Here is a 14,500-nt window from a genome sequence, read left to right as displayed (position 1 = left end):
AGAACCTTCAGGACACTATCCAGTCTCGCCCGCCAGCGTCGTCTCATCATGCCGGGCGTCCCTCAGCTGGGGCTGGCGCGTGATCGATGTTTCTCTTATATCCGCAGAAGATTTTGTCCCGTTTTCCCGGATTCATGCCGGCTTGTCCAACGATAGGGCAGCTGGTCACCTTATCTGGGATTGCGGATATCACATGATGCGCCCTTGGGTTGCGCGCTCAATGCAGGCCTGCATTTTGGGCGCTTCCCCTTGACCGAATGCAAAAGCGCGGCCATGTGAGCAACAATTGTACGAGATTTCGTCGCGCGCAGCGGAATTCTTCTGCCGCACCACAGCTGATATGAGACCTCATGGACGTCGTCGTCGTCGAATCGCCGGCCAAAGCGAAGACAATCAACAAGTACCTCGGAAAGAACTACAAGGTCCTGGCCTCGTTCGGTCACGTCCGCGATCTGCCGGCCAAGGATGGCTCGGTGCGTCCGGACGAGGATTTTGCCATGTCCTGGGCTGTCGACACTGCCTCGAGCAAACGTCTTGCCGACATCGCCAAGGCGGTCAAGGACGCCGACGGCCTGATCCTCGCCACCGATCCGGATCGCGAAGGCGAAGCCATTTCCTGGCATGTCCTGGAAGTACTGAAGCAGAAGCGAGCGCTGAAGGACAAGCCGGTCAGCCGCGTCGTCTTCAACGCCATCACCAAATCGTCGGTGCTGGAAGCGATGGCCAATCCGCGTCAGATCGATGCGCCGCTGGTCGACGCCTATCTCGCTCGCCGCGCGCTCGACTATCTCGTCGGCTTCACGCTGTCGCCCGTCCTGTGGCGCAAGCTGCCCGGCGCCCGTTCCGCCGGCCGCGTCCAGTCGGTGGCATTGCGCCTCGTCTGCGACCGCGAGTTGGAGATCGAGCGCTTCATCCGCGAGGAATACTGGCAAGTCGCCGCCATTCTCGGCACGCCGCGCAAGGAAAATTTCGAAGCGCGGCTGACCGCCTTCGACCGCAAGAAGCTGCAAAAGCTCGACATTTCGAACAAGGCGCAGGCCGACGACATCAAGGCGATGCTGGAAGGTGCAACCTTCAAGGCGCTGTCGGTCGAAGCCAAGCCGACCAAGCGCAATCCAGGTCCGCCCTTCACCACCTCGACGCTGCAGCAGGCCGCCTCCTCGCGCCTCGGTTTTTCGGCAAGCCGCACCATGCAGGTGGCGCAGCGGCTCTATGAAGGCATGGACATCGGCGGCGAGACAACCGGCCTGATCACCTATATGCGAACCGACGGCGTGCAGATGGCGCCCGAGGCGATATCAGCCGCGCGCGACGCGATCGCAAAAGAGTTCGGCCCAAAATACCTGCCTGAAAAGCCGCGCTACTACACGACCAAGGCCAAGAACGCCCAGGAAGCGCACGAAGCGATTCGCCCGACCGATTTCATGCGCACGCCCGCTTCGGTCAGGCAATATCTCGATGCCGACCAGGCACGGCTCTACGAGATCGTGTGGAAACGCGCCATCGCCAGCCAGATGCAGCCGGCCGAGATCGAGCGTACCACTGCCGAGATCGAGGCGGTCAACGGCGCCCGCACCGCGGAGCTTCGCGCCGTCGGTTCGGTCATTCGCTTCGACGGCTTCATTGCCGCCTATACCGACCAGAAGGATGAGGATTCGGAAGACGAGGAAGACCGCCGTCTGCCCGAGATCCGCGCCGGCGAACAGCTCGACCGCGAGGCGATCAACCCCACCCAGCACACCACCGAACCGCCGCCGCGCTATTCGGAAGCCTCGCTGATCAAGAAGCTGGAAGAGCTCGGCATCGGCCGGCCGTCGACCTACACCGCGATCCTGAAGACGCTGGAGGACCGCGACTACGTCAGCATGGACAAGCGCAAGCTGTTGCCGCAGGCCAAGGGCCGGCTGTTGTCGGCCTTCCTCGAAAGCTTCTTCGAGCGCTATGTCGAATATGATTTTACCGCCTCGCTCGAGGAAAAACTCGATGAAATCTCCGACGGCAAGCTCGCCTGGAAGGATGTGCTGCGCGATTTCTGGAAGGATTTCTCGGGCGCCGTCGCCGACATCAAGGAATTGCGTGTCACCGACGTGCTCGACGCGCTCAACGAGGAACTGGCGCCGCTGGTGTTTCCCGCGCGCGAGGACGGCTCAAATCCGCGCATCTGCCCGAAATGCGGCACCGGCAACCTGTCGCTGAAGCTCGGCAAGTTCGGCGCCTTCGTCGGCTGCTCGAACTATCCCGAATGCTCCTTCACCCGCCAGCTCGGCGACGCCGCCAACCCCAATGGCGAAAACGGCAATGGCGAGGACGGCACCAAGGTGCTGGGCAAAGACCCCTACACGGCGGAGGAAATCACGCTGCGCAGCGGTCGTTTTGGCCCCTATATCCAGCGCGGCGACGGCAAGGAAGCCAAGCGTTCCAGCCTGCCCAAGGGCTGGACAGTCGATTCGATCGACCACGAAAAGGCCCTCGCCCTGCTGTCGCTGCCGCGCGACGTCGGCAAGCATCCGGAATCCGGCAAGATGATCTCGGCCGGTCTGGGGCGCTACGGCCCGTTCGTTCTGCATGACGGCACCTACGCCAATCTCGACAGCATCGAGGACGTGTTCTCGATCGGTCTCAACCGCGCCGTGTCGGTCATCGCCGAGAAGCAGTTGAAGGGCCCGGGCGGCCGCAATGGCGGCACGCCCGCCGCCTTGAAGGAGCTTGGCGAGCATCCCGCAGGCGGCGGCAAGATCGTCGTGCGTGACGGCAAATACGGGCCTTATGTTAATTTCGGCAAGGTCAATGCGACGCTGCCGAAGGGCAAGGACCCGCAGTCGGTGACAATCGAGGACGCGGTGGCGCTGATTGCCGAGAAGGAAGCCAAGGGTGGCAACGGCGGCAGAAAGCCCTTCCGCAAAGCGGCCGCACCTGCCAAAAAGCCTGCGGCGGCCAAAAAACCGGCGGCCCAAAAACCGGCGGCCAAGAAAGTGGCCAACTAAAAGGGATAGTGCATCGTGGCGCGCAGGGTATCCGGAAGAAGTCATGGCGATCTGCGCACCGCCGACACCAGGGCCAAGGTCAAAGACAACTACCGCCCGTCCCGCGACGAAATCCTGCGCTACATCGCCGAAAACCCCGATCGCTCCGGCAAACGCGACATCGCCAAGGCGTTTGCGCTGCGCGGCGAGGACCGTATCTGGCTGAAGGACATTTTGCGCGACCTGCAGGACGAAGGCCTGCTGACCAAGGAGCGCAAACGGCTCGCCCGTGTCGGCGCCCTCGCCCATGTCGCCGTGCTCGACATCTTTGGCCGCGACGCCGACGGCGTGCTGCTGGCGCACCCAACCGAAGCCGTGGGCAACGGCGAGCCGCCTGTCATAGCGATCCGCGTGTCGCGCGGCGGCGGCCCGACACCGGGCGTCGGCGACCGTGTGCTGGCCAAGACCTTTCCAACCGATGACGCGACGGGCCCCGCCTATACCGGGCGGGTGATGAAGATCTTCGAGAAGCGCACCGAGGCCGTTCTCGGCGTCTTCCGCGTGCTGCAGGACGGCACCTTCCGCATCGAGCCTGTCGAAAGACGCCAGCCGGAGCTGATCGTCGACAAGGAATTCCAGAACGGCGCCAAGAATGGCGATCTGGTCGAGGTCGAGCCGGCGCGGGCCTCCCGCTATGGACTGCCCAGAGCCAAGGTGCTGGCGGTGCTCGGTTCGCTGACCAGCGAAAAAGCGGTCTCGATGATCGCCATCCACGCGCATGACATTCCGCATATTTTCCCGGCAGACGTCATTGCCGAGGCGGAGGCGGTCAAACCGGCGACGCTGGCCGGCCGCGAGGACTGGCGCGAGCTGCCGCTGGTCACCATCGATCCGGCCGACGCCAAGGACCATGACGACGCGGTGTTCGCCATATCGGATCCGGACGAGAAGAACCCCGGCGGCGTGGTGGTTACCGTGGCGATTGCCGATGTCGCCGCTTATGTGCGCTATGGCACCGCGCTCGACCGCGAGGCGCTGAAGCGTGGCAACTCGGTCTATTTCCCGGATCGCGTCGTGCCGATGCTGCCGGAGCGCATCTCCAACGACCTTTGTTCGCTGCGCGAAGGCCAGGACCGCCCGGCGCTGGCGGTCCGCATGACTTTCTCGGCCGATGGCCGCATGCTCAGGCATTCGTTCCACCGCATCATGATGAAGTCGGCGGCGAAACTCGCCTATCGCCAAGCGCAGGCCGCGATCGACGGCACGCCGGACGACAAGACCGGCCAGATCCTCGACACGGTGCTGAAGCCGCTGTGGGACGCCTACGCCGTGGTGAAGCGCGGCCGTGAGACGCGCCAGCCGCTCGAGCTTGAATTGCCGGAGCGGAAAATCCTGCTCAAGGAGGACGGCACTGTCGACCGGGTCGTCGTGCCGGAGCGGCTCGACGCGCACAAGCTGATCGAAGAGTTCATGATCCAGGCCAATGTCGCGGCGGCCGAGACGCTGGAGGCGAAACGGCAGGCATTGGTCTACCGCATCCACGACGCACCTTCGCTCGCCAAGCAGGAATCGCTGCGCGAATTCCTGCAGACGCTTGGCCTGTCGCTGGCACGCGGCGCGCAGATGCGACCGAACCAGTTCAACGGGATTCTGGATCGCGTCCGCGGCGCCGACCATGAGGGACTGGTCAACGAGGTGGTGCTGCGCACGCAGATGCAGGCCGAATATTCGCCCAGCAACATCGGCCATTTCGGCCTCAATCTGAAGCGCTACGCGCATTTCACCTCGCCGATCCGCAGATATGCCGACCTGATCGTGCATCGCGGGCTGATTGCCGCGCTCGGCTTCGGTGCGGGTGGACTGACGCAGGATGAGGCGGAGCGGCTGGAAGAAGTTTCTGCGCTGATCTCAGCCACCGAGCGCCGCGCCATGGCTGCCGAGCGCGACACGGTCGACCGGCTGATCGCCGCCTATCTCGCCGAGCGTGTCGACGATCGTTTCGATGCACGCATTTCGGGCGTCACCAAATCGGGACTATTTGTCCAATTGCCGCAGTATGGCGCAGATGGTTTCATCCCGGTGTCAAGTCTGGAGGGCGATTACTACATATACGACGAAACTGCCCGATCGCTTTTCGGAGAACGCACCGGCAAGGGCTACCAGCTTGCCGACCGCGTCGAGGTTCGCCTGATCGAGGTGGCGCCTATGGCCGGCGCGATGCGTTTCGAGATGCTGACCGACCCGAAGCCGCTGCCCGGCTCCAAACGGTCGTTTCACAAGGCCAAAGGCCGCGCCCGTGCGTCGCAATCGCGTCCAGGCTCGCGCGGCAGGAGACGGTAATGCCAAGCGATTTGAAAATGAATCAACAGGTTTTCGGCGGCGAACATCACTCGGGCCGGATCGCCCGCCCGCTGTGGACGGCGATCAAGCGTGGCGCGCTTGGCCGCTGCCCGCATTGCGGCGAGGGAAAGCTGTTTCGCGCCTTCGTCAAGACCGTCGATAAATGCGATCATTGCGGCGAGGAGCTTCACCACCACCGCGCCGACGATCTGCCGGCCTATCTGGTGGTGGTCATCGTCGGTCACATCGTGCTCGGCGCCTTCATGGGCGTCGAAGCGACCTCCACCCTGTCCACCTGGCAGCACATCGCCATCTGGGTGCCGCTGACCATCCTCCTGGCGGTCGTCTTGCTGCAGCCGGTCAAGGGCGCCGTCATCGGCCTGCAATGGGCGTTCTATATGCATGGCTTCGGCGGGGAAGAAGACCTGATCGAGTCGCATCCCGAGGCTTGAAACCGAGGCTGACGCAAATCGGCATGGCTGGACGCCACTTTCGCATCGGAGAAGATTCCGCTAGGTCGTGCGCATGGACGTTATGACCAAGGCGGAAGTCGACAAGGTTGAGCGGATCGCGCTCGACGCCAAGCCTATACGCCCGCGCGACGCCGCGACGCTGATCCTGCTCGACCGCAAGGGCGACGAGTTCCTGGTGCTGATGGGCCGGCGCCACACCCGTCACGCCTTCATGCCGGGGAAATTCGTCTTTCCCGGCGGCCGCACCGATCCGGCCGACAGCCGGATTCCGGTTGCCACCGCGTTGCACCCTGAGGAACAGGCGAGGCTGACCGCCGGCGTCGGCCGCACCAGCCCGGCCCGCGCCCGCGCCATCGCCCTGTCGGCGATCCGCGAGACCTATGAGGAGGCCGGCCTGCTGATCGGCCGGAAAGGTGCCTTCGCGACGACCAAACGCGATTGGCAGGGTTTTGCCGAGCACGGCGTAAGACCCTCTCTGGAAGCGCTGCGCTTCATCGCGCGCGCCATCACGCCGCCAAACCGGGTGCGGCGCTTCGATACGCGCTTCTTCAGCGCCTGGCGCGAAGATGTCGCGGTGGAGCTGCCGGACGGCGGTCCGACCAACGAGCTGGAAGAACTGGTCTGGCTGCCGCTCGCCAAGGCCAGGCAGGCCGATATTCCCGACATCACCAGGGCTATCCTCGAAGAGCTGGAAAAGCGGCTCTTCGATGATCCGCTGCTGCGCCCCGGTGGTTCCGTGCCGTTCTACCGGCTTGTCGGCAATCGCTTCGTTCGCGAAATTCTGTAGAGCGTAGAGCATTCACATCCCATGACAGTCGATACCCAGCAAGAGGTCGAAGAACGCGTACATTGGCTGCCAATGATCGCGGCGATCTCGTCGATCAGCGTCGTCGGCATCGCCATCGGCCTCGGCATGCCGCTGCTCAGCGTCATCCTCGAAACGCGCGGCCATTCGGCGTCGATGATCGGCTTCAACACCGCTGTCGCCGGACTCGCCTCGATCGTCGGCGCACCGCTCGCCACCCCGCTCGCCATGCGGTTCGGCGTCGCCCGGACGATGCTCGCCATGATCGCCACGGGAGTGCTGGCCTTTGTCGGCTTCCACTTCGCGCCGGACTTCTGGATGTGGTTTCCGCTGCGCGTCCTGCTGCACATCGCGCTGACGGTGCTGTTTATCCTGTCGGAATTCTGGATCAGCACATCGGCGCCGCCGCACCGGCGCGGCCTGGTCCTCGGCATCTACGCCACCGTGCTGTCGCTCGGCTTTGCCGCCGGTCCGTGGCTGTTCGCCCATCTCGGCAGCACCGGCTTCCTGCCCTTCGGCGTCATCATGGCGCTGGTGACGCTGGCCGCCATTCCAGTTCTGGCGGCACGCAACGAGAGCCCGACCATCGTCTCCAATGGCGAAACCAGCAACTTCCTGCGCTACATCTGGTTGGTGCCGACGGCGACCGCCGCGGTGCTGGTGTTCGGTGCGGTCGAGACCGGCGGCTTTGCGCTGTTCCCGGTTTATGGCAATCGCATCGGCTACTCCGAGGCCAACGCCGCCCTGCTGCTCACCATGATCGGCCTCGGCAACGTGCTGTTGCAGATCCCGCTCGGCATGATCAGCGACCGTGTCAGCGACCGCCGCTATCTGCTTCTGGCTTGTGCAACCATCGGCCTTGCCGGCACCATCTTCATGCCGCACTTCGCGCAGAATTGGCACCTGATGGCATCGCTTCTGTTCGTCTGGGGCGGCGTGGTCGCGGCCATGTACACGATCGGGCTGGCCCATCTCGGCTCGCAGCTTTCCGGCCACGACCTGGCCTCGGCCAACGCTGCCTTCGTGCTCTGCTACGGTGTCGGCATGGTGCTCGGCCCGCAGGCGATCGGCATCGGCATGGACCTTTTCGGACCCTCGGGCTTCGGCTGGGCGCTCGGCATGTTCTTCGCCTTCTATATCGCGCTGGTCGGCGCCAGGCTGGTCCGAAAAATCCTGTAGAAAGACCGATCGATGCCTCATGTGGCGCGAGGCTGCTGACATAACCGTGTCAGCAGCACTTGGATAGATTGTCAGCAACACGCCACGAATTTGAGGATGCCACCATGATCGACTCCGGGTTCGAAACAAAATCGGTGCGGATGGAATTGCTGCTGCTCGTGACCTTTCAAGCACCGGGCGGCGATGTTGACCGCATCATGGAAGCGGTGGTCGCGATCGCGCCGCTGACCATGGGCAAATACGACAGCAATGCCTACCAGTCGGCGCACGGCATCGAGCGCTACCGGCCGCTCGAAGGCGCTGCCGCCGGCGCCGAGACGGAATTGCGCCGACGGCCGGGTACGGTGGAAGTGTCGTTCGAGCTGCCCGACGACCAGGCGCTGGCGGCCCGCATTGTCGAAGCGATCTTCCAGGCCCACAGCTATCAGGAGCCGGTGATCCGCATCCAGCCGATCCTCGCCAGCCGCTCCAAGGGGTTGGACGACCGCTCCAACCCGAACCGCTGGTGGAACACCACGGGAGACTGGAAGAAGGCCGCTCCGATTAAAGAAGATGCATAGAATCGGAAAGCGGCCTTCCCTTCTCCCCGTGTGGGAGAAGGTGGCCGAGCCCACGGGTCTTGCCTCCGGCAAGCCCGAGGACAGGCTCCGTTCGGTCGGATGAGGGGTGCTCCAGCTTGGCACTGACGGCACTCCCGTCCAGCACCCCTCAACCGTCTTGGCGCTGCGCGCCAATCCACCTTCTCCCACAAGAAGAGGCAGCCTCACGGGGTTGACTTTCCGGGCGCGTTCTTTATGTGTCGCGCCAAGTTTCCCGCGTCCGGGTGTTTCCCCGTGCTCCAGCGGCCAAAACTCCACGAACATAACGGACTGATACAATGGCCAAAGCCGCAAACATCAAGATCAAGCTTCTGTCGACCGCCGACACCGGTTTCTTCTACGTGACCAGCAAGAACAGCCGCACCAAGACGGACAAGCTGTCGTTTCGCAAATACGATCCGGTCGCCAAGAAGCACGTCGAGTTCAAGGAAACCAAAATCAAGTAAATCTGGTTTCCTGCCTTAAAGCCAAAACGCCGCCCCTGTGGGCGGCGTTTTTGTTTTCAAGGCTTCGAAAAGTCCAAAATTTCCAATGCTTGGCGCAGAGTCTTGATGTCATTTTGAGAACGGGGGCCGGTCGGCGTTTGGCAGCGGTACGAGGAGGCCACTATGTGCCAGCGCCGGCCGGCCGACCCCACGGACCCAGGAGATGCGGCGGACCTGAATCATGGGGTATTCTTCGGATCGACCCGGCGATTTACCCTCGCGCCGGTTTCGTCATTGGTCTGCACATTTGCGCAACAGCCTGTGAAAATCAACAATTTCTTAACCAAACCAGCGGAATCGCTTGCGTTAAGGTAAATTCGTAACCCTGTCGCACTGACTGGATAATCAGGCGTCGGCGCCTGCCTCTGAACTGAGGTCTGTTGAGATTCAGGTGAGGCTGAGTCGAAAATGGCTCCCGAAAACCAGAACGGAGCGTGCGTTCGGGTAAGCCACTACCGGAAGTGCAGGACGCTGCCACTTGCAGGCCAGCTGAATATCAACGGACCTTAGGCCGCGTTGGCGACGACGCGGTTGCGGCCGGCGCTCTTGGCTTCGTAGAGCGCGAGGTCGGCGCGCTTCATCAGCCCGGCAACCGTATCCACGCCCTTCAGCACCGACGACACGCCGACGCTGACAGTAACCTCGATTGTCTTGCCGTCATGACCGACGGCAAACGGCATTTGGGCGATTTCGGCGCGAATGCGCTCTGCGACCTTTTCGGCGACGGCGCCGTCCGTATCCGGCATCACCACGACGAACTCCTCGCCGCCGAAGCGGCAGGCGAGATCGATGCCGCGCACATTCTTGCGCAGCCGCCGCGCGAATTCGCGCAGCACCTCGTCGCCGCCGTCATGGCCATGTGTGTCGTTGATGGTCTTGAAGCGGTCGAGATCGGTGATCATCATCGACAGCGGCCGTCGCCGGGCCACGGCACGGTCGAACAGCGTCTGCAGATGGCTGTCGAGGTAACGGCGGTTGTGCAATCCCGTCAGGGCGTCGGTCACCGCCATCTCGATGGTCTGGGTGACGCTGGCGCGAAGCTGGTCGTTGTAGCGCTTTCGGCGCACTTGCGTGCGCAGCCGAGCGGTCAGTTCCTGCTGGTCGATCGGCCGCATCAGATAGTCGTTGATGCCGAGTTCGAGGCCGCGGATGATGCGCCCCTCCTCACCCTCCTGCGCCAGAAGGATGATCGGCACGAAACGGGTGCGATCGAGCGAACGCAGTTGCGAACAGAGCCTGAGCGGATCGAAATCGACAAAGGCCGTCGAGATCATCACGCATTCATAGGGCGTCTCGGCGGCCTGGAAGAAGCCGGCATGCGGATCGGTGGCAATGTCGAGGTCGGCGCTGCCGCGCAGCATCTTCTGGACGCGCTCGAAGGAGGATTTGCGCTCGTCGATCAGCAGAACCTTCGGCGTCGTATCTGCGGATGCGAAGTTGCGGCTCAACAGCTCCTCGATGCCGATATTGCGCGTGGTCGAGGCGCGCAGGCGCAGCTCGTCCGTCAACGTCTTCAGCCTGACCAGGCTTTTGACGCGCGTCATCAATTGCAGATCATTGACCGGCTTGGTCAGAAAATCGTCGGCACCGGCCTCGAGGCCGCGCACCCGGTCCGAAACCTGGTCGAGCGCGGTGATCATGACGACCGGGATGTGCGATGTCGCCGGATCGCTCTTCAGCCGCCGGCAGACCTCGAACCCGTCCATATCAGGCATCATCACGTCGAGCAGCACGACGTCGACCTTGCCGTTTTCGCAGGTCTCGATCGCGTCCAGCCCGTTGGTGGCGGTCAGCACCTCGAAGTATTCGGCAAGCAGCCGGACCTCGAGCAGCCTTACATTGGCAGGGATGTCGTCGACGACGAGGATCCGTGCGGTCATCTTATAAAGCTCCGGCTCGGCTGGAAGGGCGCATCAGGCGTCGCCCAGGTAGGATTTGATGGTTTCGATGAAACGCGGCACCGAGATCGGCTTGGAAATATAGGCTTCGCAGCCACCCTGGCGGATACGCTCCTCATCGCCCTTCATCGCGAATGCGGTGACGGCAATGACCGGTATGACATGGAGGTCGTCGTCCTCCTTCAGCCATTTGGTCACTTCCAGCCCCGACACTTCGGGCAGCTGGATGTCCATCAAAATGAGGTCCGGCTTGTGCAGTCGCGCCAGATCCAGCGCTTCCAGGCCGTTGCGTGTGCGTACCGTCTCGTAACCGCTCGCTTCGATGAGGTCGCGAAAGAGCTTCATGTTGAGCTCATTGTCCTCGACGATCATGACCTTCTTAGGCATCAAATTCCCGTCCCGGCCTGCCTTCCGCTCGAAGGTTGCCGTCATGCGCCCTCGCCGGTACGCACCAAACCCTGCTCGACTCTACGGCAATATAATTGACGAAACGGAAACCGGCTGCCGGAAAAGCTTCGGATTTCACCTCGAACACCGCATTGCAGAGCTAGATGGCTTGCCGCAGGCGACGCTTGCGATTACTGCCAAAAAGAGACTCATTCCACCGCGCAAGAAGGTAGTGATGGCAAACGCAGCGTCAATGCGCGAGGAAGCGGAAACCATTGCCGTGAAGGCGTTGGGCTTCGTCGCCGCCGATCCGGAACTTCTGCCCCGTTTCCTGGCGGTCACCGGCATCGAGGCGCATTCCATCCGCCAGGCCGCCGGCGAGCCGGGGTTCCTGGCCGGCGTGCTGCAGTTCATCCTCGCCCACGAGCCGACGCTCATGCGGTTCGCGGAGGAAACCGGCACGCCGCCGGCTTCCGTCGGCAAGGCGCTGCGGGCGCTGCCGCTTGGCGACGACGACCATGAGCATTCGATATGAGCGACGATCGGATCGCGAAAACGCCTACGGCGTCGTTTCTTCGCTGTCGTCGCCTTCATCATTCGCGACCGGATCGGCCGGCTTCACCATGACACCATTGACCGTGACCGAACCGTCCGGCTTGCCGTTGACGACCCATTCGATGCGGCCGTCCGGCAGCGTCTTGCCGAATCCCTTGATCGCAAGCGCCACCGGCACATATTGCGCGGCTTCCGGCTCCGACTTCGCCGCCGCCTGCAGGCTTTCCACAATTCTGTCGTAGCCTGCGACATCGATCGTCACATTTGCCTCCGGCTTCATGCCGGGGAACGTCATCTCGCCCTCCATCGCGATTTCCATGTCGCCGTTCTTCACCGTGCTGTGGCCGATGACAAATTTCGGCGTCTTGGCCATGAAATCAGCTTTGATCTGATCGCCAAAGTCCGCCGGCAGCGGCGGATTCTTGTTTAGATCAAAGGCTTCGATCGCCTTTTTCGCCATGCTGTCGAGATCGATGTTGGCGCCGCCGAAATTCAGATTGATGTCGGTGGGCAGCAGCGCCGTACCCCAGGCGGGCACAAGATTCGGAGGGATCGTCAATCCTGCGGCCTTGATCGTATAGTTGATTGCTCCGTTCTGGGCGATGCCGTCGGACCCGAAGCTGGTGCCCAGCTCCGCCGCACTGAAATGCCCGACCGGGCTTTCGAGACTGATATCCTTGAGCCCGTAGCTTCCGTCGATCCGCTCCCACAGCGGCAGCGCGGCGAGCAAAAGCGATTTGAACTGCGCCTGGTTGGCCTTCAGCTTGGCTTCGTCTTCATTGGCGACGGCAAATGCCAGCAGATCGAGAAACGGCTTTGTCCTCAAGCCTTTGCCGGTCGCATTCACCGACAGCTCTGGCGATTTGATCATAAGCGGGAATTTCAGCCCGCTTTTGGGGTCGTCAAAATCAAGCGCTTCGGCGAAATCGGCGACCGTCTGCGTCGCGGTGAAATCCACGCCGCCATTAGCAGCTTTGGTTGCGTTCATGGTGGCAGTACCGGCGCCGGTGCTCACCTCCGCGCGCTGCATGGTGTCCCGGGATTTCATCGTCATTCCGGCCATCGAGTGTGTGGCGCTGGTGAAAGCTGCCAGTTCGGGATCGTAGACGCCGGAAAACTTGCCGTCTGTAATCGAGAACTGCATGCTCTGCGGGCCCTCTGGCCCCTTGAACTCGAAGGACCCGCTTTGCGACACATCCGCCGAGACGCTCCATGTCCCGTTGCTGCTCGGCTTGACGAGCAATGCGTAGGGGCTGAAGTCGAACTTGAAGGAATGCTGCGCCGCGAGCAGGTCCACGACAGGCTTGACGTCGACAGCGAGTTTGTAAGCGTCGCCTTCCACCGAAACCTTCAGGAGACTGCTCGCCTTACTGCCGATATAGCGGGACAGATTTTCGGAGAGCTGCTTCGCACCCTCGCTGTCAACGGTCTGGCCGAAGGCGGGCGCGCTAAGCGCGAGGACAAAGACGGCCGGCAAAACACGGTTCACGCAGAATCTCCGTTGCTATTCTTATGATAAAAACGCCAACCGCAACCGTAAGCGGAAACGGACGAGGTGCAATCCCTCCTTGGCGCTGGAAGCCGATTTGTAGTGATCCTTCGCCCCCGCTGTCCCTCCGGCATCAACAGTGGAGCTTCACGTCGCCTTCTTCGGCGTGACGACGCAGGCGGCGCGGGCATTGAGCAGGCCCCAGCCGAAGACGGCGTCCTTTCCAGGCGCGCCGAGATCTTCCGCCGACCTGCCTAGCGCGTCATGGATTTCGGCTGCGGTGGCGTTGCTGTTTGCCGATTTCATCAACGCCGCTGCAGCGGCGACAAACGGCGCCGCGAAGGAGGTGCCGGTCTTCGGCCGTGCGCCGCTGACCGACGCGGCCGTCCACACTTCGACGCCGGGGGCGGCCAGGTCGATATGCTCGCCGCGGCCGGCACGCCTGTAGGGGCGTTTCATGCGGTCCACCGCCGTCACCGCGATCACGTCCGCGTATGCCGCCGGATAGGCAGGTCCGGCCTTGGGACCTCCATTGCCGGCGGCGGCGACGATCACCATGCCGCGTTCGGAAAGTTTTCGGACAAACTGCTCGAGAAGAGCATTCGCAGGACCCGACAGGCTCATATTCGTCACCTGCACGCCGCGCTTGGAAAGAAGATCGAGTGCGCTAAGAAGATCATAGACGTCGGAGCGGTCATCCTGGCGATCGCCCCGGTGGAACGCATCGACCGCGATGAGCCTGGCGTGCGGCAGGAGGCCCGGTGTGCGGCTGTCGGCGCCGCCGACGAGCAGGGCCGCGACGGCGGTGCCGTGCTGGCGGCCCGACTCGGGAATGCCGTCGTCCGACAGGCGAAGGACTTCGATCCGGCCTTTCGCGAAGGTGGCATGCGCGGGATTGATCGCTGTGTCGATGAGGCCGATCGTGACATTGCCACCGCAGCCGGTAGGAAGGCCGGTATCGGCCGGCCAGCCGATCAGGCCCGCGGCGGCGCAGTGGGGTCCGGCACATTCGGCATCTTGTCCGGGCCGGTAGTAATGCACGAAATCTGCCGTCGACTGCGGAGCGGCATTGATGACCAGATCGCGCGCTGCCTCCAGCGGCATATTGGGTGGTATGCGCAGCCGGACCAGCTCCGACCCCAGAAGCTGAATGTCGGCGCGGTCCAGTACGGTGAAGCCCGTTGCCTGAAGCCGACCGATCTCAGCCGAACTCAGCCCGGCCGCCACGATTTGGTCCGGCGCCCGAGACGGCAAAGGGACGGCGGGCCGTTGCGCGCGCCTGCCGCCGCGTCTTGGCGGGCGCGGAAGAAACCGATCGGTCAGCGTG

The 14,500-nt window shown here is 62.9% G+C and carries 12 protein-coding genes; 8 read left to right on the top strand and 4 right to left on the bottom strand.

Going from position 1 to position 14,500, the window contains the following annotated elements:
- Nucleotides 1–350 precede the first annotated feature (350 nt).
- The 7 genes from topA (at nt 351) to rpmG (ending at nt 8,805) form a co-directional block, all read left to right on the top strand.
- A complete protein-coding gene (gene topA / locus BQ8482_RS29255) occupies nt 351–2,984 on the top strand; it encodes a type I DNA topoisomerase (protein WP_123150738.1) in 2,634 nt (877 codons plus the stop codon).
- A gap of 15 nt (nt 2,985–2,999) precedes the next feature.
- The gene (gene rnr / locus BQ8482_RS29250; protein WP_123150737.1) at nt 3,000–5,303 is read left to right on the top strand and encodes a ribonuclease R; all 2,304 of its coding nucleotides are present in this window, start codon (nt 3,000–3,002) and stop codon (nt 5,301–5,303) included.
- 17 nt (nt 5,304–5,320) lie between these two features.
- Nucleotides 5,321–5,755, top strand: coding sequence for a DUF983 domain-containing protein (locus BQ8482_RS29245; RefSeq protein ID WP_244603021.1), 435 nt, complete (start codon nt 5,321–5,323; stop codon nt 5,753–5,755).
- 73 nt (nt 5,756–5,828) lie between these two features.
- Nucleotides 5,829–6,563, top strand: a complete 735-nt coding sequence (locus tag BQ8482_RS29240) for an NUDIX hydrolase (RefSeq protein WP_123150735.1) — start codon at nt 5,829–5,831, stop codon at nt 6,561–6,563.
- A gap of 21 nt (nt 6,564–6,584) precedes the next feature.
- A complete protein-coding gene (locus BQ8482_RS29235) occupies nt 6,585–7,760 on the top strand; it encodes an MFS transporter (protein WP_123150734.1) in 1,176 nt (391 codons plus the stop codon).
- Between the two features lie 104 nt (nt 7,761–7,864).
- Entirely contained in the window at nt 7,865–8,320 is a 456-nt protein-coding gene (locus tag BQ8482_RS29230) for a YqfO family protein (RefSeq protein WP_123150733.1), read from the top strand.
- Nucleotides 8,321–8,637: 317 nt separating this feature from the next.
- Entirely contained in the window at nt 8,638–8,805 is a 168-nt protein-coding gene (rpmG, locus tag BQ8482_RS29225) for a 50S ribosomal protein L33 (RefSeq protein ID WP_006201775.1), read from the top strand.
- Between the two features lie 545 nt (nt 8,806–9,350).
- On the opposite strand, the gene BQ8482_RS29215 is transcribed toward rpmG, so the two are convergent.
- Together BQ8482_RS29215 and BQ8482_RS29210 are read right to left on the bottom strand one after the other, a co-directional pair.
- Complete coding sequence (locus BQ8482_RS29215; protein WP_123150731.1) at nt 9,351–10,724, bottom strand: PleD family two-component system response regulator; 1,374 nt, start codon at nt 10,722–10,724, stop codon at nt 9,351–9,353.
- Between the two features lie 33 nt (nt 10,725–10,757).
- Nucleotides 10,758–11,114 (bottom strand): response regulator, encoded by a 357-nt coding sequence (locus BQ8482_RS29210; protein ID WP_287247952.1) that lies wholly within the window; start codon nt 11,112–11,114, stop codon nt 10,758–10,760.
- Between the two features lie 250 nt (nt 11,115–11,364).
- On the opposite strand from BQ8482_RS29210, the gene BQ8482_RS29205 reads away from it, so the two are divergent.
- A complete protein-coding gene (locus BQ8482_RS29205) occupies nt 11,365–11,664 on the top strand; it encodes a DUF3572 domain-containing protein (protein WP_123150789.1) in 300 nt (99 codons plus the stop codon).
- 24 nt (nt 11,665–11,688) lie between these two features.
- On the opposite strand, the gene BQ8482_RS29200 is transcribed toward BQ8482_RS29205, so the two are convergent.
- The gene (locus BQ8482_RS29200; RefSeq protein ID WP_123150730.1) at nt 11,689–13,173 is read right to left on the bottom strand and encodes a hypothetical protein; all 1,485 of its coding nucleotides are present in this window, start codon (nt 13,171–13,173) and stop codon (nt 11,689–11,691) included.
- Between the two features lie 147 nt (nt 13,174–13,320).
- Nucleotides 13,321–14,400, bottom strand: a complete 1,080-nt coding sequence (locus BQ8482_RS29195; RefSeq protein WP_244603020.1) for a S8 family serine peptidase — start codon at nt 14,398–14,400, stop codon at nt 13,321–13,323.
- Nucleotides 14,401–14,500: the final 100 nt, after the last annotated feature.

Source organism: Mesorhizobium delmotii, from assembly GCF_900149755.1.
Taxonomy (GTDB): Bacteria; Pseudomonadota; Alphaproteobacteria; order Rhizobiales; family Rhizobiaceae; genus Mesorhizobium; species Mesorhizobium delmotii.
Note: the sequence above shows the minus strand (reverse complement) of the source record. Positions and strands in the feature narration are given on the sequence as shown.

Coding starts and splice junctions, on each gene's coding strand:
- BQ8482_RS29210 (WP_287247952.1), bottom strand. CDS start 11,114: ATGATCGTCGAGGACAATGAGCTCAACATGAAGCTCTTTCGCGACCTC.
- BQ8482_RS29245 (WP_244603021.1), top strand. CDS start 5,321: ATGAATCAACAGGTTTTCGGCGGCGAACATCACTCGGGCCGGATCGCC.
- BQ8482_RS29230 (WP_123150733.1), top strand. CDS start 7,865: ATGATCGACTCCGGGTTCGAAACAAAATCGGTGCGGATGGAATTGCTG.
- BQ8482_RS29205 (WP_123150789.1), top strand. CDS start 11,365: ATGGCAAACGCAGCGTCAATGCGCGAGGAAGCGGAAACCATTGCCGTG.
- BQ8482_RS29240 (WP_123150735.1), top strand. CDS start 5,829: ATGGACGTTATGACCAAGGCGGAAGTCGACAAGGTTGAGCGGATCGCG.
- BQ8482_RS29235 (WP_123150734.1), top strand. CDS start 6,585: ATGACAGTCGATACCCAGCAAGAGGTCGAAGAACGCGTACATTGGCTG.
- topA (WP_123150738.1), top strand. CDS start 351: ATGGACGTCGTCGTCGTCGAATCGCCGGCCAAAGCGAAGACAATCAAC.
- rpmG (WP_006201775.1), top strand. CDS start 8,638: ATGGCCAAAGCCGCAAACATCAAGATCAAGCTTCTGTCGACCGCCGAC.
- BQ8482_RS29215 (WP_123150731.1), bottom strand. CDS start 10,724: ATGACCGCACGGATCCTCGTCGTCGACGACATCCCTGCCAATGTAAGG.